This window comes from Sphingomonas sp. SphC10 (assembly GCF_057004845.1).
This window is the reverse complement of record NZ_CM168044.1, coordinates 1,001,071-1,027,433: the sequence shown is the minus strand read 5'-3', so window position 1 is coordinate 1,027,433 and position 26,363 is coordinate 1,001,071. Positions and strand designations below refer to the sequence as shown.

Here is a 26,363-nt window from a genome sequence, read left to right as displayed (position 1 = left end):
CTATCAAACCCCCACGCCGAATTTTTCCCATCATGCCCATACCTCTCCCTTTCATGGCAACCCTACTGACGGATGCCGAAGCCGGTACGCAACCCCGTTGATCGAAATTCCACTATACCCTATACCCCTATCCATTATGGCGCATGTCACCACCAGCAAGGAAAAGATCATCGCGCGCGTCCGGAGGATCGCGGGACAGGTTGCCGCGATCGAGCGGTCGGTGACGGCCGATGCCGATTGCGCCGAGACGCTGCATCTCGTCGCGGCCGTTCGCGGCGCGGTGGCGGGATTGATGGACGAACTGGTCGAGGACCACCTCCACGCCCATGTCGCAGCCCCCGACCTGTCCGACGAGGAACGCAAGGCCGCCGCCACCGAGCTGGCCAAGTTGCTCCGCCGCCATTTCCGCTGATTGCCGATCGAGGATTGTCTTGCCGTGAACAGCCCCGTGAACGCCCCTATGAATACGCATAGCCATGACTATCTGGGCCATGCCCATGACGAGAATGCGCGCCGCACCCGCCTGGTGGTGTGGCTGTCGACGGGGATGATGGTCGGCGAGATCGTCGCGGGCTATGTCACCGGATCGATGGCGCTGCTGGCGGATGGTTTCCACATGGCGACCCATGTCGGAGCGCTGGGGATCGCGGCGATCGCCTATTCCTATGCCAAGCGCCACGTCGCCAACCCGCGCTATAGCTGGGGCACCGGCAAAGTCGGCGAACTGGCGGGCTTCGGATCGGCAATGGTGCTGGGGCTGGTGTCGTTGGGCATCGCCTATGAGTCGGTCATGCGGTTGGCCGATCCGCATGCGGTTGCGTTCGGGGATGCGATCTTCGTCGCGGTACTGGGCCTGCTGGTCAACATCGCCAGCGCCTGGCTGCTCGGCCATGGTCACGGACATGATCATGGGCATAGCCACGGCCACTCCCATGGCCATGGTCATTCGCATGATCATCATGACCACGATCACGACCATGACCACGGGCGTTCGCATGATCGCTATGGCGGCGATACCAACATGCGGGCGGCCTATATCCATGTCCTGGCGGATGCGCTGACCTCGGTCATGGCCATCTTGGCTTTGGTGGCGGGGCGCTATCTGGGCTGGGTCTGGCTCGACCCGGCGGTCGGACTGCTCGGTGCGGCGGTCATCGCCAACTGGTCGGTCGGACTGATGCGCCAGGCCTCGACCGTATTGCTCGACGCGGCCGATCCCAAGCTCGCCGGTCAGGTCCGCGATCGGGTGGAGGCACCCGGCGACCTGCGCATCCACGACTTCCACATCTGGCGGATCGGACCCACCGCCCATGCCGTGGTCCTTTCGGTCGAGGGCATCGACACGGCGCTGACCAGCGCGACGATCCATCGGCGGCTGGAGGGGATGGCCGCGCTCGGCCATGTCACGGTCGAAATCCGCTAATCCCTTGTTGAAGAAGGGATGGTAGAAGGCGCGGGATGAGAGCGCTGCAAATTCTGGCGGGAGCCATACTTCTGGGCGTAGCGGGCGGCGGCGTGATGCTGGCCCGCCATGCCGCTCGCGATGACGCGCCCCGGCCCGCCAAGACGACAGCACCCCGCATCCTTTCCCGGCCGCCGATCGCGGCCCCCTCGCCTACTCCGACGTCCGCGCCCTTCGTCGTGCGCCGTATCCTGGACCTGAAGGGGCCATTGAAGCACGGCGACTTCATATGGGACGAAAGCGGCGCGCCCGGCGGTCCCATCGTCATCACGGTGGATCTGGCCGCGCAGGTCGTCTCGATCTTCCGCGACGGCTATGAGATCGGGACGGCTGCGATCATCTATGGCGCGGACAATATGCCGACGCCGCTCGGCGAGTTTCCCATCCTGCAAAAGGACGCGGACCACGTCTCCAATCTGTACGACGCGCCCATGCCTTATATGCTGCGGCTGACCAATGACGGCGTCGCCATCCACGCCAGCGATGTGCGCTACGGCAACGCCACCCATGGCTGTATCGGCGTACCCACCGGCTTTGCCAAAAAGCTGTTCGCCGCGACGAAACTGGGCGACCGGGTGATCGTAACCAACGGCAAGACCATGGCGCTGGGCCAGTCGATCCTGGGCTGACGACCCCGAAGAAATTTGGCCCCACCCGCTTGCCAAATTCCCATGGCTTGAATAGGCAGCACCACGACGCGGGTGTAGCTCAATGGTAGAGCAGCAGCTTCCCAAGCTGAATACGAGGGTTCGATTCCCTTCACCCGCTCCATCCCCTCAATGGTCTCGGGTCGTCCTAAACCCGGTAATAATCCCGATACCAGGCGACAAAACGCTCCAACCCCTTGGCCAGTGCGACCTTGGGCGCATAGCCGGTCAGCGCGTTGAGCTTCGACACATCGGCATAGGTGGCGGTCACGTCGCCCGGCTGCATCGGCTTCATGATCTTGATCGCGTCTCGGCCCAGCGTCCGCTCGAGCGTGGAGATCATGTCCATCAATCCGACAGGCTGGCTGTCGCCGATGTTCAGGATGCGGTGGCCACCGCGCTCGGGCGGGTGGTCCAGCGCACCCACGATGCCGTCGACAATGTCTGCGATATAGGTGAAGTCGCGCGCCATCCGGCCCTCGCCGAAAATCTCGATCGGCTCGCCGTTCAGGATTTTCCGGGTGAACGAGAAATAGGCCATGTCTGGCCGACCCCATGGGCCATAGACGGTGAAGAAGCGCAGCCCCGTCTGCGGAAAGCCATAGAGCGCCGCATAAGACTGGCTCATCAATTCGCAGGAGCGCTTGGTAGCGGCATAGAGTGACACGGGGGAAACGGACGGCTCGTCCTCGCTGAACCCCTGCCCGCCCATCGGCTTGTCGCCATAGACCGAGCTGGACGAGGCATAGACGAGGTGAACGAAGCCCGGCTGGTGGCGACAGGCCTCCAGCACCGCGAGTTGCCCGCCGATATTGGAGCGTTCATAGGCGAAGGGGTGGTCGATGCTGTGGCGTACGCCCGCCTGCGCCGCGAGATGGACGACGCGGTCGGCGCCATACTCTCGCAACAGCGCGGCGACGGCTTCGGCATCCGCAACATCCATCGCATGGAAGGAAAATCCGGGAACGCCCTGCAAACTGGCAAGCCGCGCCTGCTTCAATGCCGGTTCGTAATAGTCGTTGAGATTATCGATCCCGATGACCGTCTCACCACGTGCGAGCAGGCGATGGGCGGTGGCGTGACCGATAAACCCTGCCACACCGGTAACGAGGATGGGGGCGGCCATTGATTAAAGTCCCAGAACCGCATCGGGGCGAACGATCCGCCCCGTTCCACTCACCGCAATCCGCATCCGTAACCACTCCATATCATCGACCACCCGGGACAGGCACACGCCGCCCGATGACCCGCCTTTAGGGCGTCAGTCTTGAAAAAGTACGAAAATGCAAAAGGATCGGCGGCTCAGATGCCGCCCGCGATGACGTCGCGACCATCGGCTTCCAGCGCGAGGGTCAGATCCCGCAGACAGGCATCGACCTGCGCCGCATCGGGGCTTCGCACGACGAAATTCGCCCCCGTCCGGCCCTCGCGGAAAAAGGGATAGCTGCCGATGGCCACGCCCTCATGCGTCTTTTCGGTCTGACGCAGCAGCTCGGCGACCTCGCTCTCGCCGACCCAGCAGCCGATGGTTCCCGACACGACCGGGCGGCCGCCCTCCAGCGTGCCGGTCAACGCGTCGAGCATGCCAGCCGTAATGTGCGGCACACCCGCCATGATGAAGATGTTGCCGATGCGGATGCCCGGCGCGCCCGACACCCGATTGGGGATCAACGACGCCCCTTCCGGCGCGCGCGCCATCCGGGCGCGGGCGGCAGTCACCCCGCCGCGTGTCGTATAATAATCCTCCAGGATCGCACGGGCTTCGGGATGCTCGATCACCGGCACGCCCAGCGCCGCAGCGATCGCGTCGACCGTAATGTCGTCATGCGTCGGCCCGATGCCGCCGGTGGTGAACAGATAGTCGTTACGTACACGCAGCGTGTTCACCGCTTCGCCGATCGCCTCCGGCCGGTCGGCGACGACCCGCACCTCGGCCAGCCTTATTCCCTGTACGTTCAGCCAGGTGGCGAGCTGCGCGATGTTGCGATCCTGTGTCCGGCCCGAGAGGATTTCATCACCGATGACGATCAGCGCGGCGGTCCAGATACGCTCAGGTAGGGTCGCGGTTTCCATGCGCCCGACATAGCCTCGCAAAAACGGTCGCGCCACGCTATATCGCCGTCATGACCGATTATGTGACCGTTTCCGCCGACGCGCCCCAGGGGCGGACCGGCGCGATCAAGCTTTGGGGCCGCGAGGCGTTCGACGGGATGCACAAGGCGGGCCGCTTGGCCGCCGAGACGCTGGACATGCTGGTCCCGCATATGGTGCCGGGGGTCAGCACCGCTGAGATCGACCGCCTGATCCACCAGTTCATCCTCGAGCGCGGCGGCGTGCCCGCGACCCTGGGCTATCGCGGTTACACCCATTCTACCTGCATCTCGATCAACCATGTCGTCTGCCACGGCATTCCGTCCGAAAAGACGTTGAAGTCGGGCGATATCGTCAATGTCGACGTCACCCCGATCGTCGATGGCTGGCATGGCGATACGAGCCGCATGTACCTGATCGGCGACGTGCCGCTCAAGGCGCGCAAGCTGGTCGAGGTGACCTATGAGTGCCTGATGCTGGGCATCGAGCAGGCCAGGCCCGGCAATCATATGGGCGATGTCGCCCATGCCATTCAGCAGCATGCCGAGAAGCATCGTTACGGCGTGGTCCGCGATTTTTGCGGCCATGGTCTGGGCCTGTTGTTCCACGACGCGCCCGAAGTCGTCCATGTCGGCCGCCCCGGCACCGGCCCCGAGCTGAAGCCCGGCATGATCTTCACCATCGAACCGATGATCAATATCGGCCGCCCCGACGTGAAGCTGCTCGATGACGGCTGGACGGCGGTGACACGCGACCGCTCGCTGTCGGCACAGTTCGAGCATTCGATCGGCATCACCGAACAGGGCTGCGAAATCTTCACGCTCAGCCCGGCGGGCTATACCCAGCCGCCCTATATCTAAGGCCATGATGCTGGGTGCGATCCGGGTTGCGGCACGCGACCGCACCCGACTGGCCGAGGTGATCGCTACCACTTCGCGCTTCGGGTTGGACGTGCTGCTGGCGCGGCTCGGGCTCGATCCGGCGCGGCGGGACCCGGATGCCCTGCCCTTCGACCTTCCCGCCCGCACCCGACAGGCGATGGAGGCCCTCGGCCCGGTCTGGGTCAAGCTCGGCCAGATCCTGGCCACCCGCGCCGACCTGCTGCCGCCCGAATGGATTGCCGAGCTCGAACAACTCCATAGCGCCGCTCCGCGCCTGCCCTTCGCCGATTTGCGCGAACAGGTGGAAGCGGCGCTGGGCGAGCCGCCCGAGACCGCCTTCGCCCGGTTCGATCCCGAGCCGCTGGCCGCCGCTTCGATCGCGCAGGTTCACCGCGCGGCGCTGGCGGATGGCACGGAGGTCGTTCTCAAGATCCGCCGCCCCGGCATCCGCCCCGTGATGGAAGCCGACCTCCGCCTGCTGACCCAATTCGCCGTGATGGTCGAGGCGACCAATGCCGAAGCCCGGCGCTATGGCGCGGTACGAATGGTGCGCGAGCTTGGTCGCGACATCCTGGAAGAACTCGACTTCACCAACGAAGGCCGTAACGCCGACCGCATGCGTGAGGATTTCGCAGGCGACACACGGGTGGTCGTCCCGACGATCCACTGGGCGCAGACGTCCGAAACGCTGTTGGTGATGGACTTCATCGAAGGCGTGCCGCCGCGCAACGCCGCGATCCTGCAACAGGCGGGGATCGATCCGTCGGCCATCGCTTCGGCCGGGGCGGACATCGTGCTCGACATGACGCTCATCAACGGGCGTTTCCATGGCGACCCGCATCCGGGCAACCTGCTCTGTCTGCCCGGCAACCGGATCGCCTTGCTCGACCTAGGCCTGATCGGCCATGTTTCCCCGCGTCGGCGCGAAGAAGTGATCGCCTTTACCCAGTCGATCACGAACAGCGAACCGGCCTTGCTGGCAGAGACACTGAAGCAATGGTCGCAAACCGATGACATTGCACCCGAACGCTTTCAGGCGGTCGCCGACCGGCTCGTGGCCCGGCATGGTGGCGGCGCGTTGCGGCTGGCGGCGATCCTCGGCGACATATTCCCGGTACTGCGCGAAGAGCGCATCGTCCTGCAGCCCGACATGCTGCTGCTGTTCAAGGCGCTCATCACCATCGACGGCGTACTGAGCGGCATCCAGCCCGACTTCGACCTGTCGGCCGCGCTGCGGCGGGCCAGCGCACGAATCGTCGAGGCGCGTCTCGCCCCCGAACGCTGGACCAGGCGGGCCGCAGCGCTGGCGCTGGAGCTCGACCGGCTGGGCGACGACCTCCCCCGCCTGATCCGCGCGACCACCCGCAAGCTGGAGAGCGAACAGGCTGGCCTTTCCACCGGCGGCATCGAAACGGCGATCCGCACCGGCGCAGGCTGGATCGCGGCCGCACTGGCCTTTTCCGGCGTGGCCATCGCGGTGGCGATGCGGCTGGGTTAGTTCAGTCGCTTCAATTGATCACCAAGACCGAAGGGATGGCGGCGATACTCCTCGCGCCAATTCACGCCCGCTTGCTCCAGCATCTCTGCTTCGATCGCGCCATAGACGTATAATGCGCTTCGTTTCCAGACCTTCAAGCCTTGTTCGCGAACCGCGCGCAGGCTCGTCGCAAGCCCCCTCCAGCGTCCCGCCGAGTCGTTGCGCATGGCGGCATCGCCTTGCCGGGCCATGGTCAGTTCGGTCCAGCGCGCAACGCCCTCCTGACCGACCTGAAATTCATAATAGCGCCGGTCCACTGGACTGACCTTCGCCAGCGCCGCCTCACGCGCCGTCACATAGGCATTGGTCGCAGAACGACGCTCCTGTGGTGACTTGGCGCCCAGAAAGGCCAAGGCCGCATTCCCCATAGTCAAAAAGGCCGCCCCTACTTCAGGGTCGGCATAGGGGAATGGATAATTGAGCATCCAACTGCCATCGCTCGATCCAGTACTTAAGCCCAATGCTTCCACTGCTCGGGCATAGTTGGGCATATGCGACTGATAGAGATGGAATGCCTCGTGGAGCGCCGTGGCCTTCCAATAGGCGGCGCTCATTTCCAAAGCCTCGGGATAACCGATTGCGATCGTCTCCCCGCCCGCAAAGAAATCGGCAGCGGCTGACAGGTCAATATCCAGTTCACGAGGGCGGGTCTGCAACGAACATTTCGTCAGTGGATCACGCCCCGCTGACGCAAAGCCCTTGATCGCCCGGTGGCAAAACAGAGTCTCGCGCTTCGGCCCGATCAGCACCAAGTCCAGGGACACCTTGGCAAAGCCCGGCCAAAGACGGTTTCCAGCACCTCGATAGATATGCTGTACATCGGCCAGCATCGCCCGCTCCCGCTTGGGCGGCAGTTCGCCCCCCGCCATAGCGGCACCCATCATCAACGCCAAAATCACTGCGCCCGCCCCTTGCCTGTTGCCCCGTGGCGATCATGACGCATCTGGCGAAAGACCGATAGTGACGAACCCGCGACACCACGTTAAAGGCGCGGGCCATGACCGAGATCACGCCCCAGATCGTCGCCGACCACGGCCTGTCCGAAGAAGAATATCAGCGCGTCCTGACCGCGCTGGGCCGCGAGCCGAACCTCGTGGAGCTTGGCATCTTCTCGGTCATGTGGTCCGAGCATTGCAGCTACAAGTCGAGCCGCATCCACCTGAAGAAGCTGCCCACCGAGGGGCCCCAGGTCATTTGCGGTCCCGGTGAAAATGCGGGCGTCATCGACATCGGCGACGGCCAGGCCGCCATCTTCAAGATGGAGAGCCACAACCATCCCTCGTACATCGAGCCCTATCAGGGTGCGGCGACGGGCGTCGGCGGCATCCTGCGCGACGTATTCACCATGGGCGCGCGTCCGGTCGCGAACCTGAACGCGCTGCGCTTCGGCCGTCCCGATCACCCCAAGATGCGCCACCTGATCTCGGGCGTCGTCCATGGCATCGGCGGTTACGGCAACTGCGTCGGCGTGCCGACCGTGGGTGGCGAGGTGAATTTCCACCCGGCCTATGACGGCAACATCCTGGTCAACGCGATGACCGTCGGCGTCGCCGATCAGGACAAGATCTTCTATTCGGCCGCCAGCGGCGTCGGCAATCCGATCGTCTATGTCGGCTCCAAGACCGGCCGCGACGGTATTCACGGCGCGACCATGGCCTCGGCCGACTTCGGCGAGGATGCGGAGGCGAAGCGCCCGACCGTGCAGGTCGGCGACCCCTTTACCGAAAAGCTGCTGATAGAGGCTTGCCTCGAGCTCATGGCGTCGGACGCGATCGTCGCGATCCAGGACATGGGCGCGGCGGGCCTGACTTCGTCGTCGGTCGAGATGGCGTCCAAGGGCGGCGTCGGCATCGAACTGATCATGGACGACGTGCCCCAGCGCGAAGAGGGCATGACAGCCTATGAGATGATGCTGTCGGAGAGCCAGGAGCGGATGCTCATGGTGCTGAAGCCCGGCCGCGAGGATTTCGCCGAGGCGATCTTCCGCAAATGGGAACTGGACTTCGCGGTCATCGGCCACGTCACCGAGACCGGCCGCATGGTCCTGCGCCACAAGGGCGAGGTGGTGTGCGACATCCCGCTCGCCCCGCTGGCCGATGACGCGCCGCTCTACGACCGTCCGCATGTGCCGACCGAGGTGCCTACCGCGATCACGTCACCCGGTTGCCAGGACCCGGCCGCCGATCTGCTGAAGCTGATGGGCTCACCCGACATCGCCTCGCGCCGGTGGATCTGGGAGCAGTATGACCATATGGTCGGCGGCGATACGGTGCAGCGCCCCGGTGGCGATGCTGCCGTGGTCCGCGTCCATGGCACGCAAAAGGGGCTCGCGATGAGCACCGACTGCACGCCACGCTATTGCTATGCCGATCCGGTGACCGGCGGCATGCAGGCCGTGGTCGAGACGTGGCGCAACATCACGGCGGTCGGCGCCAAGCCGCTTGCCATCACCAACTGCCTCAACTTCGCCAATCCGCAGCGCCCCGAGATCATGGGCCAGATCGTCGGTTGCCTTGAGGGCATGAGCCAAGCGTGCCGTGCGCTCGACTATCCGATCGTGTCGGGCAACGTCTCGCTCTACAACGAGTCGAAGGCGACCGGCGGGGGCTCGGCGATCCTGCCGACCCCGGCGATCGGCGGCGTCGGCCTGATGGCCGACTGGTCCAAGTCGGCAACGGTGGCTTTCAAGGGCACGGGCGACGTCATCGTCCTGATCGGCACCCCCAAGGGCGAAATCGGCCAGTCGCTTTGGCTGCGCGAAGTGCACGGGATCGAAGGCCGCGAGGCTGGCCCTCCCCCGTCGATCGACCTGGATGCGGAACGTCGTACCGGCGATCTGGTCCGCGAGGCAATTATCGCTGGCCACCTGACCGCCGTGCACGATGTCTCGGACGGCGGCATCGCGGTGACGGTCGCCGAGATGGCGCTGGCGGGCAATATCGGCGCGCTGATCCAGTTCCCGGAACAGGGCGAGGCCTGCCGCCAGCTCTTCGCCGAGGATCAGGGCCTGTACATCGCCACGGTCGAGGACACCGCGTTGATGGACTTCCTGGCGAACGCGCATCAGGCGGGCGTCGAGGTCGAGCGGATCGGCCGCACGGCGGGCACGCGCCTGATCTTCGAGCGCGAGGACGGCGATTTCGTCGTGGCGCTGGACGATCTGCGTCGCGCGCATGAGGGCTTCTTCCCCGCGCTGATGGGCGCGGACGCCGCCCTGGCCTAACCCTCTGCCCCTAACCCTCTGACGGAGCCTCGGCGGCGTGCCGGGGCTCCGCGCAGTGGCGAAGGATCGCATAGCCGATCGCCGCCGCCAGCACCGAGGCCAGCAGCACGCCCAGCGACGCCGCCTCGCGCATCTCGCCGTCGCCGAAGGCCAGCCCCGCGATGAACAGCGAGATCGTAAAGCCGATCCCGGCCAAAGCGCCGACGCCCGCCACCATCGGCCATGTCACCTGGTCGGGCCGCCGCGCCAGACCCAGCGCGCTCGCCGCCCATGTGAAGGTCAGGAAGCCCAGCGGCTTGCCGATCACGAGGCCCAGCACCACGCCCATCACCAGCGGCCCGCCGATCATCGACAGCAGATCCCCCGAAATGTGGATACGCACGTTCGACAACGCAAACAGCGGCAGCACGACGTAATTGACCCAGGGGGTCAGCACCTCGATCAACCGGCTGCTTGCCTCCCGCGTGGCCGACGCCATTTCATGCAGATAGCCCAATCGTTCCTCGGCCCGCTCGCGATGCCGATGCTCTTCCTCGTCATCATCGGCATCCTCGGCCGCATCATGCGCGTCGCGGAATTCGTCGACCCGCCGCTGGACCCGCTGCGCAAAGGCATGCTGTTGCAGCCGAGGCTGGACCGGAACGGTCAGGCCGATCAGAACCCCGGCGATCGTCGCATGGATGCCGGACTCCAGAACGCCGCCCCACACGAGCAATGCGAGCAGCACATAGGGCACCGACGACACCCAGCCGATCCGGCGTAGCCCGATGATGCCCGCCAGCCCAGCCGCCGCGACAACCAGCCCCCATGGATCGATCGCGCCACTATAGGCGAAGGCGATGACCAGCAGTCCGCCGACATCGTCGACCGCCGCAAAGGCCAGCATCGTCGCGCGCAAGCCCGCGGGCAGCCGGTTCGCAAACACCGCGATCAGCGCAAGCCCGAAAGCCGTGTCGGTGGTGATGACCGCCCCCCAGCCGGGTTGCGCGGGCGTGCCCCCGGCGACCGCCAGATAGAGCCCCACCGGCACCAGCATCCCGCCCAACGCGCCCGACAGGGGAAACGCCGCGCTGCGCCAGTGCGCCAATGGCCCTATCGCCATTTCCCGCTTCACGTCCGCCCCCACGATCACGAAGAACAGCGGGAGAAGCGCGTGGTCGATCCACTCGGCCAGCCGGTGCGATACCTCGCCCGTTCCGAACCCGATGGTGACGGGCGTATCCCAGAAGCGCTCGAAGCCGCCCGCCCAGGGGCTGTTGGTCATCGCCAGCGCCAGAATCGTCGCGAGCAGCAACGGCCCGCCCGTGACCTCCCGTCCTGCGAAAAGCGGCTCTATCTTATGCAGGAACGCCGACGCGGCGGGCGAGTGATGCGCACGCGCGGTGGCGCGGCCGGTCAGGCGAGGCGATAATCCCATGGGATTCCAATGCCTCGCCAGCACGGTGGTTGCATCCCCGGCAACGCAGGCTAAGCCCCGGCAAGTGAGACGGAGCTATTCCTTGGCCGATGGTCCTGCCCCTGCCCCCACCCTGACGTCGGCCGCCCCCGGTGAGCGGCTGTTGTCGCTGGACGTGCTGCGCGGGGTGGCGGTGATGGCGATCCTGCTCGCCAATCTGCCCGGTTTCGCCTTGCCCGACCCGGCCTATTCCAACCCGATCGCCTGGGGTGGTCGGCGGCCGATCGACATCGCCATGTGGTTCCTGACCGAAAGCTTCGTCAACGGGCGGATGCGGGGGCTGTTCTCGCTGCTGTTCGGGGCATCGACGCTGCTGGTCATTCAGCGGGCGGATGCGGCGGGGTGGAACGGAGCGTCCTTCCACCTGCGGCGGATGGCGGTGCTGTTTGTCCTGGGCCTGGTCCACCTGACCTTCATCTGGACCGGCGATATCCTGGCCCATTATGCGCTGGTCGGGATCGTCGCCCTCGCCTTTGTCGGCCTGACGCCACGGGCCTTGTGCTGGACCGCCCTTGGCTTTGCCGCACTGTCCATGGCATTCGGTGCGCTGGATTGTCTGGGGCTGTTCGTCGCCGCCGCGCGCAACACGCCGCAAATGGCGAGCCTTTGGGATAGTTATCAACTGGCGTTCGGCACCCCTCCGGCCGCCAGACTCGCCCCGGAAATCGCCGCAATGCGCGGGCCCTGGGCCATGGCGACCGCCTTTCGGCTGGAGAATAACGGCAATCCGTTGATCGACCTCATCCAGATCGGTCCGGACACGCTCAGTGCCATGCTGCTGGGCATGGCCGCGTTCAAGTCGGGCTTCCTGACGGGCGATTGGCCGCGCGCCGCCTATCGCTGCTGGGCGGCAATGGGCCTTGGACTGACCATTCCCGTCTATGCCGCAATGGCTTTGGGTATCATGGCGAGCGGATACGACGTTCGCGCAGTCACATTGGTCGAGCTGCTCTTGAACGTGCCCTTCCGGCTGATCGGGACGATCGGCTATGCTGCGCTGATCCTGCTGCTGATGCGGCCGGGCGGCTGGTGGACGGTCCGGGTCGCGGCGGCGGGGCGGATGGCTTTCACCAACTATATCGCAACCAGTCTCCTGATGACGGCGGTGTTCTACGGTCACGGCCTGGGGCAGTTCGCCCGCTGGAACCGGGCCGAACTCTATATGCTGGCACCCCTGATGTGGGGGTTAATGATGCTTTGGTCGCAGCCTTGGCTCGCCCGTTTCGGGCAGGGACCACTCGAGCGCCTATGGCGGCTGGCGAGCCGGGGAGCAGTTGGCAGAGCGGGATAATTTTCTGCAAACGCCTCGCAATATGCTTGCGATCCACTCTCATTAGCGCTAGACGGGATAAGTAATCGATGGAGAGCGCCTTGGTCGTCTGCGTCTGCAATGCCATCCGGGAATCCCAGGTCCGCGACGCCGCTCGCGCCGGTTCCATGACCCCCTGTCAAATGTATCAGGCACTCGGTCGCCAGCCCAAATGCGGCCAGTGCGCGGTCCTGGCACGGGCCATCATCGAAGAAGAACGCGCCGCCGCCTGAGTCGCGCACCAAGCCCGCCGCCATGCGACCATAGCCCCGCTTTCGCGTTGGGGAGTTTTGGGAGAGTGGTGATGAGCGACAGGACCAACCTTCGGATCGGCCTGCGCCGCAGCGGCGAAATGGCCGCTGTCTTCATGATCGGCGATGGGCTGCTCGGCCTGCTGCAGCCGAAACGGCATGTCGAACTCTGGCGGTCGGACGTCCCTGCGGTCGATCTGCTCGTCCGCCCCTTCGCAGGCCATCCCCGGCGCAGCCGAGCCTATGGCCTGTTGCAACTCGCGGCCGGTATCGCCCTCGCCTCTGCCCTGCGAAAGCCCGAGTAACCCGCTATGGGCGGGATGTCCTTACGGGGCGGCGTGGTCGCCGGAACCAGAAGGTCCATACTGCCAACGACCCCAGCAGGGTCAGCGCCAGGCCGCTGACGGTCATCAGCAGCTTCCAGGCCAGTCCGCCGACACGCCCGGCATGAAGCGGATAGAGCATGTTATAGACGCGGGCGGCTCGCGGCATCGCCATCGCGTCGTTGCTCGACAACAGACGGCCGGTGGCGGCGTCGAAGACCAAAGTGGTTCGCCCATTGGGCAACCATTCGTCCGCCCGGCGCATCCGCAGCGTGATCGGGTCCCCCGGCTTGCGCGGCATGGCCAGGATACGGGGAACGGCGTCGGGGAATCGCTGGCTCGCTGTCGTCAGCATCGCGCGCCAGGGCGGGCTGGCCGCCAGCGGTCCGCCATGTACCTTGCCCGGCCGCAGCGCCGCCAGCGCCTTGGCGGGAGAGCCGAAGGGTGCGACGACGATCATCGCCACCGGCCGAAACACCATCGCCGCGCCAGTGATGCTCGACAGCAGCAGCAGCGGCGCAACGATGATCCCCAAATCGCGGTGATGCATGAGGATCGCCGGACGGCTCATCCGCTTTGGCAACAGCCGCCACTTGAACGTCCGGCGGGTCCTCCACCACAGGATCGCGCCCGACACGACGAAGAACAGTCCGCACAGCCCGGCAATGCCGATCACCGTCTCGCCGATATCGCTGGCGAACAGATGGTGGTGGAAATCGAACAGCCACAGCTCGGGCCGCTCCCACTGACTGCTCCAGCGATCAACGATCCGTCCACCCTGATCGGCATAGGCCCCTGCCCCATGGGCAAGGCGAAGCTGGTGCAGGGCGAAGTCGTTGTCGGCGAAAACCACGCTCTCGCCGCCCTTGGGCTGGGGGAGCAGGCGCTGGACCGCCGCTGCGACGGAGGCCGGATCCCGGATCAGCGGCATCGCCTTACCCGGCACCATGATCAGCGCAGTCTTCCAGACGAGCAGGCATCCGGTCAGCCCCAGCAGCCCCAGCACCAGACCAATGACGCCGCCGGTCCAGCGATGGAGCAGATCTAGCCACTTCATTGTCAGAACCTTACATCCCAGCCCAGCGTAACGGTGCGCCCGCGCCCGGCAAAATAGCTGAAATTGTCGGTCGGCAACCGGGTGTCGCTGGAATAGTCGATATAGAAGCGATCGAGCAGGTTCTGCGCCGCGAGGTAGATGGTCCCCTTGCCCATATTATAGGCGATGGTCCCGTCGACGACGGTATAGCCGCCAAAGTCGTTGCGCGGGTCACGCAGGCGGCCCTTGAAGGTGCGGGACAGGAAGAACTGGCTTTGCAACCTCGCCGACCACGGCCCGCGATCATAGCTGGCCGCCAGGTTGAGCCGGTCGGGCGAGATGTTGGCGCCGTCCAGATCGGTGTCGACGATCCCGTCGGGCGGCGTTTTGCTGTCATAGCGGCCCGACAGATGCGCATAGCCGATCGACAGGCGCGTCCCCGGCAGGGGCAGGCGCATGCCCAGATTGATCTCCAGCCCCTGTATCTCGGTCCGCAGCCGCTGCACGTCGAAGATGCCGCCCGGATTGGCGATCAGGAGCTGCCCCTTGTCGCTCGACGACCAGAAATAGGCGGTGCTGGCATCGAACGGCCCGCGTTTCACCTCGACGCCGATCTCACGATTGTTCGATACGATGGGCGCGATGTCGAGAAAGGTGTCGATCGAAACGCCCGGCCGGTTCACCGCGCGGGTGATGCGGCCGATATCGGGCACGGTGAAACCCTCGGCATAGCTGGCATAGGCGCGGATGCCGCGGATCGGCTCGACGATGACGCCACCGTTGAACAGGGCGTCCTGGAAGGTCGGCGTGCCGCCCTTCACCGCGACGCGGTTGGAGGTGGCAAGGGTGGTATAGTCGTCGATGCGGATGCGGACATTCTCCCACCGCACGCCACCCGCCAGCCGCACCGCCTTGTCGAACAGCGCGAGGTTCAACTGGCCGAACGGCGCCAGGCTGCGAAAGTCGCTGGGCGGCACCCAGACGCGGTTCGTCAGGATCAGCCGCTGCTCGGTCTTGTCCTACAAGGCATCGAAACCGACGATCGCGGTCAGCGCCTCGAAACCGGGTATCGCGCGCTCATAGCTGATCTTGCCGCCGATCTTGCGGCTGCGGTTCTGCGACTGGTCGATCAGCGTGCCCACCGGCGCGATCAGCGGATCCTGGAAGGTCGCGATCGGGTTGATCTCCGCCCCGAAGGTGTCGCGGGTGCGGTTCCAGAAGATCTGGGTGACGAGATTGCCCTGGGCCAGGTCGGGATCGGTGAGTGACAACGCAACGCTCTCCGTCCGGCTGGCGGCACTGCGACCCGGCGGATTGCCGCGCCGGGCGCTGGTCGGCAGGCCGGTCAGGCGGTTGCCCGCCACTGCGACATAATCGCCGTCGCCCTTCAGCTCGAACCGGCTGGCGATCAGGTCGAGCCGCATCGTGTCGGTCACGGCATAGCCCGCGCGCGCGAACAGAGAGGTCGTCCGCGAATCCTGCGTCTCGCCCTGGGTCAGGTTCAGGCCGACCCTGCGCCCCTCTCCGTCATAGAAAACACCGCGCTTTTCATAGACAGCGCCTGCGCTGATATCGAAGCGGCCCGACTTGTATTGAAGCAGCCCGCCGACCTTGCCGCCCAGTCCTTCGCCGTGAAAATCGGTATCGGCGGTGCCCTGAACCAGTGCGCGGCCGCTCAGACCCTCGCGACGCGGCGCGCCGACCGTGACCTGGTTGACGATACCGCCCGTTCCGCCGACGCCCTGCAGCGCGTTCGACCCATAGATCAGCTCGACCCGGTCGATGAAGAAGCCGTCGATCGTATAGCCGTCCCGGCTGCCGTCGCGCAGCGGCGTCGTCTGCGGAATGCCGTTGATCGCGTAGAGCGGCGAGCGTCCGCGCAGGGTCTCGCCCGCGCCCGACAGCTTCTGGCGCGTCGGCGAAAAGGATGGGGTCAGCGTCGCCACCGCATCGACCACCGAGCCGGAAATGGCGATCTGTTGATCCAGCGCTTGCTTGTCGATGATGTCGATGGTCAGCGGCAAGGCGTTGGGCGGCAGGATCGAGCGCGCCGCGCTGACGACGATATCCTGCGTCGGCGCATCGCCCGCTTCCTCCACCTGCGCCATATCCTGCGCGTGACCGATCGCCGGATAGATTGCGACCGAGGTCATCGCCAGAAGCCGCCAACCGATATTCATATTCGCCACCCCCTTTGTGGTGGGCGGCTCTTAGGCAAAAGGTTGCGGGATTGCAAATCGGTCGCATTAGCTGGATGGCGGCAATCCTGTTCGTCGCCCCACACAGGCCCCTCTTTCCCGCGCCAGCCAGGAGCATATCCGGCCAATAATTCGAGGCTTAGAGACGGACCATCCAGAGCGGGCACGCGTTGGTGCGGCTCATGATCGAAAGTTTTCTGTGCCGCATTATCTGATCGCGCAAAGCGAATTGCCCGAGGAACGCGAAGCCCGCCGCCGCCGTGCCGGCAAAAGCTCGGGCGAGACCTATGCCGCGACGCTGGAACAGATGCAGCCGGGCATCGCCACGACGATCGTCTCCCCGGCCGACGACGCGGCCTCCGGCTTTTCCACCGACCGCTTGGCCGCGTTCGACGCGGTGTTCCTGACGGGCTCGCCGATGCACGTCTATGACGACAGCCCCGAAGTCCGGCGTCAGCTCGACTTTATGCGCTGCGTGTTCGCGGCGGGCCTGCCATCCTTCGGCTCCTGCGCCGGTTTGCAGATCGCAGTCGCGGCGGCGGGCGGACGGGTGCGCAAGATGCCCGAACGGATGGAGGCAGGCATTGCCCGCCGCATCACCCCGACCGAGGCGGGGCGCGACCATCCGCTGCTCGCAGGTCGACCGCTCAGTTGGGATGCTCCCGCCATCCATGGTGACGAAGTGGCGGAGCTACCGCCCGGCGCGACGTTGCTTGCCAGCAATGCCGTCACACGGGTGCAGGCGGCGGAAATTCGTTTCGACGGGGGCGTCTTCTGGGGTGTGCAATATCACCCCGAACTGGCGCTGCGCGAGATTGCCCTGGCCATCGCCGCACAGGCCGGCGACCTTGTCGAGGCGGGGCTGGCGAATACCGAAGGCGATGTCGAAGCATGGAGCAGCGATCTCGACGCTCTTCACGAAGAGCCCGAAGACCGGGCGCTTCGCTGGCGGCTGGGGGTGGATGGAGAGTTTGCGGAGGAACGGTTGCGCCGTCGCGAAATCGCCAACTTCCTCTCTCAACTCAGGAAGCTGAGAGGCTAGGCTGCTGGGCCGTTACGGCCCGACATCCGCTGCGCCCGTCACCACCCGGAGCGCCTTGCCCGCCTTGAAGCCCAGGGCCGCACCGACCCGGTCGTCCCAGCCATAGGGATCGTTGCGCACGATCGGCTCCCCGCCATCGTCGAACAGCACCGTCTGGTAGAGCAGTCGGACGGGGATCTGGCGCGGCAGCTTGACGAAGTTCTCCTCGCCCGTCTCGCGTGCCTTGTGCCACTCGTCCAGCACGCCCTCGTCCTTGGCCAGCATCTCGGCGAAGCCCAGCGCGTCGTCCACGCGGACGCAACCATGGCTCCGCTGGCGCTGGACCATGCCGAACAGCGCCTTGGCAGGCGTATCGTGCAGATAGATGGCATGGTCGTTCAGCATGTCGAACTTGACCAGCCCGAGCGAGTTTTTCGGCCCAGGCTGCTGGACGATCCAGCCGTCCTTCCAGACCATGTTGTTGGCCTTCAGATAACCGGCGCCTTTCTTTTCAAGCTCCTTCTGCTGGATCGAACGCGGCACGGTCCAGGTCGGGTTGGCGACGAGACGATAGATGGGCGACCCCAGCTGCGGCGTCTCGGTATCCGGCTCGCCGACCACGACCTTGCGGCTGTCGACGATCTTGCCGTCCCGCCAATAGGTCAGGCGGGCAGCGGCGATGTTGACGTCGATCCGCGTGGCGGGTGGCGTCCGTTCTAGCCAGCGCAGCCGTTCCATCGCCACCGCGATGGCCCGCGCCCGGTCGGCGTTGGACATGTTGAGGATCGCCAGCGCCTCGCTGCCGATGATGCCGTCGGGCTTCATGCCGTAATCGGCCTGCATCCGTCGCACCGCATCGACGGCGGTCGGGGCATAGCTGGTCCCCTGCGCCGCTTCGGGCGCCAGATAGTCGAGGACGACCAGCTCGCGCATGATGACCGGCAGGCGCGGGTCGGTCGCCCCCGGCTTGATCGGCTCGCCGGTGCCCGCGATCTTGACGTCGGCGTCCTGGGGCTGCTGACGCAGCTTCAGATAGGCGTCGGACAGTCGCTTGTAATTGCCGTCCTGCGGCGCAAGGCTGTTCAGCCATTTGGTCAGGTCGCCGCTGCGCAGCGCCGCTGCCAGTCCGGCCTTCAGGTCGGGCGATGGGCGGGGCACGGTATAGACGTCGTAGAGCTTGGTGGGATCGGTCGCACCCCGCGCCAGGGCCGTGGCGAAGCGGAGAGCCTGTTCGGTGGTCGTTGCCTCATCGCTGCCCGACACGTCGAACGTCATATGGTCCAGGCCATGCGCCGCCCGTCCTTCGATCGCCTGACGCAGCTGTCCACGTGTGCGGTCGCTCCATTGGGCGGGACCGGCCTGCTCGTTCGTTGGAGACGTTGCATTCTGATCCGTCGCGACCTGACCGCCGCATGCCGATAGCAGCAGTCCCAGCGCCAATACCGATCCCGTCCGCATATCTGTTCGTCGCTCCCTCGTTATGGATCGTAAACGCATCGAAATGAAGTCGGCTCCCGCTTCGTTTGGGATGGCTTACCACGCCAGCATCAGCGAGATGGTGGCGTGCGGGACCACCGCCGCCGTCGTACCGCCCGGCGCGTCGAGTCGGCGCAGCCGGTCATCTCGGACCAGTGCGAGGATATCGGCCTGCAAGGTCGCGGCACTGCCGCCGAGTTTGATAGGATAGGCGATGGACAGCCCCCCACGGCCGTAAACGCGCGTGCCGCTACCGTCCGCATAGAAGCCGTTCCAGCCGACGCCGACCAGTACCGGCACGCTGAGCGACGGCCCTTCCTCGCGCCCTGAAAGCGTAAAGGACGGACTGATCCCGGCGATCGTATAGAGACCGCCCTCCCCCTGCGTCCGGCGAGTGATCGCCGCGCGCGGCTTCAACCGGCCGAGGCCTCGATCCGCCGTATAGAGGATGCTCAAGCTCGCTTCATGCGTGGTGGAGGCGACCCCATTGGGGCTGGTCTTGATCGTATAGGTCGCGGCGGTCGTCAGCCCGTCCGCCGGACGCCAGGCCAGTCCGAGCAGATTGTTGCTCTCATACCAGGCGCGCGGCGCGGCGCGCTCGTCCGCTCGCGGCGCGTGAAGGCCGTTCGAGCTTTGCCCGATGACGAACAGGTCGCCGCTGCCATCCCGTCCGCGCCGAAGCACCAAGGCACCGCCGAAGGCGACATGCACCGGCACCCGGTCGAGCGCGGCATCGTCGTCATCCAGTGCACCCCGGGCATAATCCCCGTTGCGGATGTCGAGCGTCACGATCGGATGCCAATTCCTGCCCCGGTCCTTCACGTCGATTTCGGAAAGCGTGGCATCCTCGGTATCGGCGAACGGGATGGACTGTGCCCGGGCGGGGCCAGCGACCGCGACGATGGCGAACAAGATAGCTGCCATCGCCGCACCATGTCCGCGTCTCACGAACTCCGACGGACCAGCCAGACCGTATCGCCCGCATCATCCAGCACGAAGATCGCGCCGTCCTCACGGGTCTGGATGCTGACCGGACGGCCATAGACCTCACCCTTCTTGGCATCGGCCACGAAGCCGGTCAGGAAGGGCTGCGGCGCGGCGGTCGGGCGTCCGCTTGCAAAGGGCACGGCCAGCACGTCATAGCCGCTGAAGCTGGACCGGTTCCACGAACCATGCCGTGCGACATAGGCGGTTTGCCGCGCATTTCCCTTGTCGAACGCCACGCCGAGCGCGGCGGCATGGGCGCCGACTGCAACGTCGGGCATCAGTGTCGTCGCGAGCAGATCACGACGTTCATTGGCATGGCGGGGATCCTGCTTTCCGTAATAGCTATACGGCCAGCCATAGAAGCCGCCTTCCTTCACGCCGACCAGATAATCGGGCGAGATATCGTCGCCGATCTCATCCCGTTCGTTGACCGCCGTCCACAACACCCCGCCGGGCGCCCAGGCCATGCCGACCGGGTTGCGCAAGCCCGAAGCGTAAAGACGCTCGCGCCCGCTCGCCAGATCAACCGCGAGGATGGCGGCGCGACGCTTCTCCTCGTCCATACCGAACTCGCCGACATTCGAAGCCGAGCCGACCGAGACATAGAGCGTGCGGCCATCGGGGCTGAGCAGCAGGTTGCGGGTCCAGTGATTGTTATAACCACCAGCGGGCAGTGCGATCAGCGGCTTGGGCGCGGCGGCGATCGTCGTCTGGCCGGGCTGGAAGGGAAAGCTTACCACGCCGTCGGTGTTCGCGACATAGAGCCGCCCACCGACATATTGCATCCCGAACGGCTGGTTCAGCCCCTCGCGCAATACGAAGCGTTGCTCCGCCACGCCGTCCCGGTCCGCATCGCGGAGCAGCGTCAGGCGATTGGCGCTAAAGCCGGTGGTCTTGGACAGCGCCTGCCCGCGCTGAACTTCCGGATCGGCGTCGAGCTTGGGCTTGGTCCGCGCCTCCGCGACGATCACATCGCCATTGGGCAGCAACAGTGCCTGACGCGGGTAATCGAGCCCGCCTGCGAACTTCACCACCTCATAGCCACGTGGTGCGACAGGCTTGCGCCCTTCCGGCCAGCCAATGGTCTTGGGGTGGTTGACCACCGACTCCGTTGCATAGGGCTCGGGCTGGGGCGGCAGTCCGACGACCTGCGACGCCGATTGGGCAGAGGCCCCGCCTGCGACCATCGTCGAAGCGAGAAGAAGATGGGCGAAGGCGATCCTGTTCATATTGGCTCCCGGCTGTGTGAGCGAGAAACCACCCGATCCGGCCATATATCCGGCGCTGCGATCAGGACATGAAATGTTACATGGAGCCGATCCTTACGTCCCGATAGCGCGGATTGAGGATATGGAAGATCAGCAGCGCGACCAGATAGGCGACGCCGCATGCGATGAAGAAGGGCTGATAGCTCCCCACTTGGTCGAGCAACGCGCCCAGCGCCTTGGACGCGATGAACCCGCCGGTCGCCCCGGCAAAGCCGCCCAGACCGATCAGCGTTCCTTGCGCATAGCGCGGGAACTGGTCGCCGGGCAGCGCGAAGAGATTGGTCGAAAAGCCCTGATGCGCGGCGCAGGCGAGGCCGATCATCGCCACGGCGATCCAGATATTGCTCGCCTGCGCAGCGAACATCACGGGCAGCGCGAACAGCGCACAGGCGAACATCGCCTGCTTGCGCGCCCGGCCCGTCTCGACGCCGCGCTTGAGCAGCCGTGACGAATACCAGCCGCCGACGATCGCCCCGACATCGGCCATGATATAGATGGCGACCAGCGGCGGCCCGAAATTCTTCAGGTCATAACCATAGCGGCTGTGGAAGAAGTCCGGCAGCCAGAACAGGAAGGTCCACCAGACCGGATCGATCAGGAAGCGCCCGGTCATATAGGACCAGGACTCGCGGTGGCGCAGCACGGTCAGGAAGCCCGCGCGGCCTGTCGCCACAACCGGCTCGGCCTCGATCCAGGCGCGTTCCTCGGGCGTGATGCGCGGATGGCTGTGCGGCGGGTGATAGAGCCGCCACCAAACGGTCAGCCAGACGAGATTGAACAGTCCGGTGATGACGAACGCCCAGCGCCAGTCGAGCACCAGATCGGCGATCAGGAAGCCGACCAGCAACGGCGTCACCACCGCACCGACATTGGCCCCGGCATTGAAGATGCCGATCGCCATCGCGCGTTCCTTCTTGGGGAACCATTGCGAGGCGGCCGCCAGTGCCGAGGGGAAAGTGCCCGCCTCCCCCAGCGCCAGCGGAATGCGGGCAAGCGCGAAGCCGGTGGTCGAGGTGACGAGCGTCTGCGCGAAATGGCCGACCGTCCATGCGCCCATTGCCAGCAGATAGCCTGCGCGGGGCCCGATCCGGTCGATCAGCCAACCGAAGAGCAGGAAACCCAGGCCATAGGCGACCTGGAAATAGCCGGTGATGTCGCCGTAACCGCTATTGGTCCAGCCATAAAGCGCGGTCAGTTGCGGCTTGAGCACGCCCAGCACCAGCCGGTCGATATAACTCAGCACGACGGCGGCGAAGAGCAGGCCGCAAATGACCCAGCGCACGCGCCCGCGCGGCGGCGGTACGGTCTGGGCGACGGTATCCGGCGCGGCGATGGCGGCCTGGGTCAGGTCGCTCATCTCACCAGCTCCATAAGGTCCCGTCCTCCAGACGGTTCACCGGCAGATAGGCCCGCTTGTACGGATAGGTTTCCGCCAGCGCCTCGTCGATCTCGACGCCTAGGCCGGGTGCGTCACCGGGGTGCATCATGCCGTCCTCGAAGCGATAATGATGCTGAAAGACGGCGTCCGTCTCGTCGGTATGCGGCATATATTCCTGAATGCCGAAATTGGGGATCGAAAGCCCGAAATGCAGCGCTGCCGCCATGGTGACGGGCGACAGGTCCGTCGCGCCGTGGCAGCCGGTGCGCACCTGGTACAGGTCCGCCAGCGAGGCGATCTGGCGCAAATGGGTCAGGCCGCCCGCATGGACGACGGTGGCGCGGATATAGTCGATCAGGCGGTTCTCGATCAGATGCTTGGCATCCCAGATCGAGTTGAAGATCTCGCCTACCGCCAGCGGCGTCGTCGTATGCTGGCGGATCAGGCGGAACGCCTCCTGGTCCTCGGCGGGGGTCGCATCCTCGATCCAGAAGGGGCGATAGGGCTCCAGATCCTTGCCCAGCCGCGCCGCCTCGATCGGGGTCAGCCGGTGGTGGACGTCATGGAGCAGGTGCACGTCCCAGCCCAGCGCCTCGCGCGCGGCGGCGAAGAGTTCGGGCACCACGCGTAAATATTTCTCGGTCGACCAGACGCTTTCGCTGGGTAGGTCGGCATCGGCAGGCTCGTAGCGCTGCCCCGCCTTGGCGACGCCATAGGTGGAGGCAAGGCCCGGCACACCGCATTGCAGGCGGATCGCACGATACCCCTCGTTGCGGTGGCGGATTGCCGTGGCGATGGTGTCCTCGATCGACGTACCGTTGGCATGGCAATAGACCATGCAGCCTTCACGTGCCGCGCCGCCGAGCAACTGATAGACGGGCAGCCCAGCGACCTTGCCCTTGATATCCCACAACGCCATGTCGACCGCCGCGATCGCGGTCATCGTCACTGGCCCGCGCCGCCAATAGGCGCCCTTGTAGAGATACTGCCAGATATCCTCGATCCGGTGCGCCTCCCGCCCGATAAGGCAGGGGATGACATGGTCCTGCAAATAGCTGGCGACCGCCATCTCGCGCCCGTTGAGCGTCGCATCGCCCAGGCCGGTGGTGCCGTCGTCGCATTCGATCTTCAGCGTGACGAAGTTTCGCCCCGGCGACGTGACGATCAGGCGGGCGGAAACGATCTTGGGCATGGGTACGTCCTTCAGGCGAACAGGGGCGCGACGAAGGGACGGCCGCGCGAAGCGGCATGGCCGGTCATGGGGCGGGTCATGGGTTGCCACCGAGTCATTCAGGCCCCTCCTGTCAGGCAGCCGGTCCAACCCGACTTGCCAATTGGTCTGATAGCGGTAACGTGCGGGCCAAGCGTCGGCTTGTCAATCGCCGACACATCGGGAGAGTATGGATGAAACGGATTCGCGCATGGACCACCGCGCTGTCCCTGTCTTTGGCCGCATTGCCGTTTCCGGCGGCGGCGGAGGATGGCTATGCGTTATGGCTGCGCAGTGTCGCGCCATCGGTCGGACAGGTGAATGTCAGGGTGTCAGGGGCGTCGCCGACGCTGGATCTGGCAGGCGCCGAGCTGCGCCGCGCGCTGCCCGCCGGTACGCCGCCCGTGTTGGTGGCGACCGCATCGGACCCCGCCCTTCGCCCCTTGCGCCTGCCGTTCGAGGGACTGGGCGAGGAAGGGTATCTGGTCCGCGCGGTCACGCTGGGTGGCCAGAAGGTTGTTCTGGTTGCAGGTAACAGCGATCGCGGTGCGCTCTACGGTGCCTTCGCGCTGATCCGCCATCTCGCCACCGGCGGCACGGCGGATGGCGTCGCGCTCCGCTCGGCGCCCAAGGTCAAGCTGCGCGTGCTCAACCATTGGGACAATCTCGATGAGTCGGTCGAGCGCGGCTATGCGGGCCAGTCGCTCTGGGACTGGTGGACGCTGCCCGACTTCCGTGATCCGCGCTATACCGACTATGCCCGCGCGAACGCGTCGATCGGGATCAACGGCACCGTCCTGAACAACGTCAATGCGAAGGCCGATAGCCTGACCGCGCCCTATATCGCCAAGGCAGCGGCGCTGGCGGACGTGTTCCGGCCCTGGGGCATCAAGGTCTATCTGTCGGTCCGCTTCTCCGCACCGATCGAGTTGGGCGGGCTGAAGACCGCCGATCCGCGCGATCCGGCGGTGGCCGCGTGGTGGAAGGCCAAGGCCGACGAAATCTATCGCACCATCCCCGATTTCGGCGGCTTCCTGGTCAAGGCCAATAGCGAGGGCCAGCCCGGCCCGCGCGACTATGGCGCATCCCATGCCGATGGCGCCAACATGCTGGCCGCGGCGGTGAAACCCCATGGCGGCATCGTGATGTGGCGCGCCTTCGTCTATGCCGAAACCGATCCCGAGGATCGCGCGAAACAGGCCTATACCGAGTTCAAGCCGCTCGACGGCAAGTTCGCCGACAATGTGTTGGTGCAGGTGAAGAACGGCGCGATCGACTTCCAGCCGCGCGAACCCTTCCACCCGCTGTTCGGCGCTATGCCGCGCACGCCGTTGATGATCGAGTTCCAGATTACCAAGGAATATCTGGGATTTGCGACTCATTTAGCCTATCTCGGCCCGCTGTTCACCGAGGTGCTGGACGCCAAGACCGGACAGAAGCCGGGCGAGACGGTGGCGGATGTGGTCGACGGCCAGGCCGAGCATCACAAACTCTCCGGCATGGCGGGCGTCGCCAATATCGGGCGCGATCGCGACTGGAGCGGATCGACCTTCAACCAGGCGAACTGGTACGCCTTTGGCCGTCTGGCCTGGGACCCCGATCTCTCGGCGGAGGATGTCGCGCGCGCCTGGGCCGCGCAGACCTTCGGCACCGACCGCCAGGTCATCGACACCGTCACCGCGATGATGATGGGAAGCCGGGAGGCCGTGGTCGACTATACCGGCGCGCTGGGCCTCGCGCACCTGATGGCGACGGGTCATCATTATGGCCCGGGGCCATGGGTGTCCGAACTGGCGCGCCCCGAATGGAACCCAACCTATTATCATCGCGCCGATGCGAACGGCATCGGCTTCGATCGCACCGCCTCGGGCAGCAACGCCGTCGGCCAATATGCGGGGCCGGTCGCCAAGGCCTTTGCGAAGCCTGAGACGACGCCGGAGTCGATGCTGCTCTGGTTCCATCATCTGCCCTGGGACCGGCGGATGGCGAGCGGTCGTACGCTCTGGGAGGATCTGGTCGCCCATTATGATCGCGGTGTCGCCTATGTCGCGCAGATGCAAGGGCAATGGGACGGCCTGCGACCGAAGATCGATGCCGAGCGGTGGCAGAAAACGGCGACCTATCTGGCCGTTCAGGAACGCGAGGCCCGCTGGTGGCGCGATGCGAGCCTGGCCTATTGGATGTCGGTCAATCACCGCCCCCTGCCCGCCGGGGTACGCGAACCGGAACATGATCTGGCCTGGTACAAGGCGCAGCGCTTTCCCTACGCGCCCGGCCATACTCAGTAAGAAGTAATGGTCGCGGTCCGTCGGGGCCGCGACCCCCTACCCTCCACATCGGCAAAACCAGAGTACAGCAATTTGGTCGGTCCGATATGGCTATACTTGCACCACCATAAATCGATTGCAGTACAACCCATCCGCTATCAGTCTCCGCCTGAAGAAACCCAACTGTCTCAACATGAAACGGCGATGCTGTGGCAGAACAGCCATAGTTCGTCACGAACCCACTGCGGCCTAACCAATTTGCATTGACTTGTGGACCAATAGCGCAGAACGATAGCGCTATCAGCATACGCCGCATCAGACGGTCGGAGGGGATAGCATGGT

Annotated in this window: 21 protein-coding genes, 1 tRNA gene and 1 pseudogene; 12 read left to right on the top strand and 11 right to left on the bottom strand. The window is 65.4% G+C overall.

Annotation, left to right across the window (positions count from 1 at the left end; genetic code table 11):
• Positions 1–136 precede the first annotated feature (136 nt).
• The 4 genes from ACWKSV_RS04475 (at position 137) to ACWKSV_RS04460 (ending at position 2,233) form a co-directional block, all read left to right on the top strand.
• Positions 137–412, top strand: coding sequence for a metal/formaldehyde-sensitive transcriptional repressor (locus ACWKSV_RS04475; protein ID WP_056435008.1), 276 nt, complete (start codon positions 137–139; stop codon positions 410–412).
• A 48-nt stretch (positions 413–460) separates the two neighbouring features.
• The gene (dmeF, locus tag ACWKSV_RS04470; RefSeq protein ID WP_076716156.1) at positions 461–1,423 is read left to right on the top strand and encodes a CDF family Co(II)/Ni(II) efflux transporter DmeF; all 963 of its coding nucleotides are present in this window, start codon (positions 461–463) and stop codon (positions 1,421–1,423) included.
• Between the two features lie 35 nt (positions 1,424–1,458).
• On the top strand, positions 1,459–2,091 hold the full coding sequence (locus tag ACWKSV_RS04465) for a L,D-transpeptidase family protein (protein ID WP_237243351.1): 633 nt from the start codon (positions 1,459–1,461) through the stop codon (positions 2,089–2,091).
• 68 nt (positions 2,092–2,159) lie between these two features.
• Positions 2,160–2,233: transfer RNA gene (locus ACWKSV_RS04460), tRNA-Gly, on the top strand.
• Positions 2,234–2,257: 24 nt separating this feature from the next.
• Here the strand turns inward: ACWKSV_RS04460 and ACWKSV_RS04455 are convergent.
• Entirely contained in the window at positions 2,258–3,235 is a 978-nt protein-coding gene (locus tag ACWKSV_RS04455; protein WP_076716154.1) for an SDR family NAD(P)-dependent oxidoreductase, read from the bottom strand.
• A 176-nt stretch (positions 3,236–3,411) separates the two neighbouring features.
• Entirely contained in the window at positions 3,412–4,182 is a 771-nt protein-coding gene (locus tag ACWKSV_RS04450; protein WP_076716152.1) for a competence/damage-inducible protein A, read from the bottom strand.
• Between the two features lie 50 nt (positions 4,183–4,232).
• Here ACWKSV_RS04450 and map point away from each other — a divergent pair, with 50 nt between their 5' ends.
• Positions 4,233–5,060 (top strand): type I methionyl aminopeptidase, encoded by an 828-nt coding sequence (map, locus tag ACWKSV_RS04445; RefSeq protein WP_076716151.1) that lies wholly within the window; start codon positions 4,233–4,235, stop codon positions 5,058–5,060.
• 7 nt (positions 5,061–5,067) lie between these two features.
• A complete protein-coding gene (locus ACWKSV_RS04440) occupies positions 5,068–6,579 on the top strand; it encodes an ABC1 kinase family protein (RefSeq protein WP_076716149.1) in 1,512 nt (503 codons plus the stop codon).
• On the opposite strand, the gene ACWKSV_RS04435 is transcribed toward ACWKSV_RS04440, so the two are convergent.
• A complete protein-coding gene (locus ACWKSV_RS04435) occupies positions 6,576–7,517 on the bottom strand; it encodes a hypothetical protein (RefSeq protein WP_156884268.1) in 942 nt (313 codons plus the stop codon). The genes ACWKSV_RS04440 and ACWKSV_RS04435 overlap by 4 nt on opposite strands.
• A 98-nt stretch (positions 7,518–7,615) precedes the next feature.
• Here ACWKSV_RS04435 and purL point away from each other — a divergent pair, with 98 nt between their 5' ends.
• Positions 7,616–9,841 carry a phosphoribosylformylglycinamidine synthase subunit PurL gene (gene purL / locus ACWKSV_RS04430; protein ID WP_076716146.1) on the top strand — a complete coding sequence of 742 codons (2,226 nt, stop codon included), beginning with the start codon at positions 7,616–7,618 and terminating at the stop codon, positions 9,839–9,841.
• Positions 9,842–9,851: 10 nt separating this feature from the next.
• Here purL and nhaA read toward each other — a convergent pair whose 3' ends face one another.
• On the bottom strand, positions 9,852–11,258 hold the full coding sequence (nhaA, locus tag ACWKSV_RS04425) for a Na+/H+ antiporter NhaA (protein ID WP_076716144.1): 1,407 nt from the start codon (positions 11,256–11,258) through the stop codon (positions 9,852–9,854).
• A gap of 82 nt (positions 11,259–11,340) precedes the next feature.
• On the opposite strand from nhaA, the gene ACWKSV_RS04420 reads away from it, so the two are divergent.
• The 3 genes from ACWKSV_RS04420 to ACWKSV_RS04410 all read left to right on the top strand — a co-directional run bounded on the left by ACWKSV_RS04420 (position 11,341) and on the right by ACWKSV_RS04410 (position 13,162).
• On the top strand, positions 11,341–12,588 hold the full coding sequence (locus ACWKSV_RS04420; RefSeq protein WP_237243350.1) for a DUF418 domain-containing protein: 1,248 nt from the start codon (positions 11,341–11,343) through the stop codon (positions 12,586–12,588).
• An 80-nt stretch (positions 12,589–12,668) separates the two neighbouring features.
• Positions 12,669–12,839 (top strand): (2Fe-2S)-binding protein, encoded by a 171-nt coding sequence (locus tag ACWKSV_RS04415; RefSeq protein WP_042489390.1) that lies wholly within the window; start codon positions 12,669–12,671, stop codon positions 12,837–12,839.
• A gap of 71 nt (positions 12,840–12,910) precedes the next feature.
• Positions 12,911–13,162 carry a hypothetical protein gene (locus ACWKSV_RS04410; protein WP_483666903.1) on the top strand — a complete coding sequence of 84 codons (252 nt, stop codon included), beginning with the start codon at positions 12,911–12,913 and terminating at the stop codon, positions 13,160–13,162.
• A gap of 4 nt (positions 13,163–13,166) precedes the next feature.
• Here the strand turns inward: ACWKSV_RS04410 and ACWKSV_RS04405 are convergent, their stop codons facing one another.
• Positions 13,167–14,237: a PepSY-associated TM helix domain-containing protein gene (locus tag ACWKSV_RS04405; RefSeq protein WP_191864518.1), complete on the bottom strand. Its 1,071-nt coding sequence runs from the start codon at positions 14,235–14,237 to the stop codon at positions 13,167–13,169.
• 2 nt (positions 14,238–14,239) lie between these two features.
• A pseudogene (locus ACWKSV_RS04400) lies at positions 14,240–16,324 on the bottom strand (TonB-dependent receptor).
• Between the two features lie 289 nt (positions 16,325–16,613).
• Between ACWKSV_RS04400 and ACWKSV_RS04395 the strand changes: the two are divergent.
• The gene (locus ACWKSV_RS04395; RefSeq protein WP_076716139.1) at positions 16,614–17,456 is read left to right on the top strand and encodes a type 1 glutamine amidotransferase; all 843 of its coding nucleotides are present in this window, start codon (positions 16,614–16,616) and stop codon (positions 17,454–17,456) included.
• Between the two features lie 12 nt (positions 17,457–17,468).
• On the opposite strand, the gene ACWKSV_RS04390 is transcribed toward ACWKSV_RS04395, so the two are convergent.
• The 5 genes from ACWKSV_RS04390 to manD form a co-directional block, all read right to left on the bottom strand.
• Positions 17,469–18,893, bottom strand: coding sequence for a L,D-transpeptidase family protein (locus ACWKSV_RS04390; protein ID WP_076716138.1), 1,425 nt, complete (start codon positions 18,891–18,893; stop codon positions 17,469–17,471).
• 75 nt (positions 18,894–18,968) lie between these two features.
• Positions 18,969–19,835, bottom strand: a complete 867-nt coding sequence (locus tag ACWKSV_RS04385) for a hypothetical protein (RefSeq protein WP_076716136.1) — start codon at positions 19,833–19,835, stop codon at positions 18,969–18,971.
• 20 nt (positions 19,836–19,855) lie between these two features.
• Positions 19,856–21,127, bottom strand: coding sequence for a PQQ-dependent sugar dehydrogenase (locus tag ACWKSV_RS04380; protein ID WP_076716135.1), 1,272 nt, complete (start codon positions 21,125–21,127; stop codon positions 19,856–19,858).
• Between the two features lie 76 nt (positions 21,128–21,203).
• Positions 21,204–22,523 (bottom strand): MFS transporter, encoded by a 1,320-nt coding sequence (locus ACWKSV_RS04375; protein ID WP_076716133.1) that lies wholly within the window; start codon positions 22,521–22,523, stop codon positions 21,204–21,206.
• Between the two features lies 1 nt (position 22,524).
• Positions 22,525–23,736: a D-mannonate dehydratase ManD gene (gene manD, locus ACWKSV_RS04370; RefSeq protein ID WP_076716132.1), complete on the bottom strand. Its 1,212-nt coding sequence runs from the start codon at positions 23,734–23,736 to the stop codon at positions 22,525–22,527.
• Positions 23,737–23,948: 212 nt separating this feature from the next.
• On the opposite strand from manD, the gene ACWKSV_RS04365 reads away from it, so the two are divergent.
• Positions 23,949–26,042 carry an alpha-glucuronidase family glycosyl hydrolase gene (locus tag ACWKSV_RS04365; protein WP_076716130.1) on the top strand — a complete coding sequence of 698 codons (2,094 nt, stop codon included), beginning with the start codon at positions 23,949–23,951 and terminating at the stop codon, positions 26,040–26,042.
• Positions 26,043–26,363 lie beyond the last annotated feature (321 nt).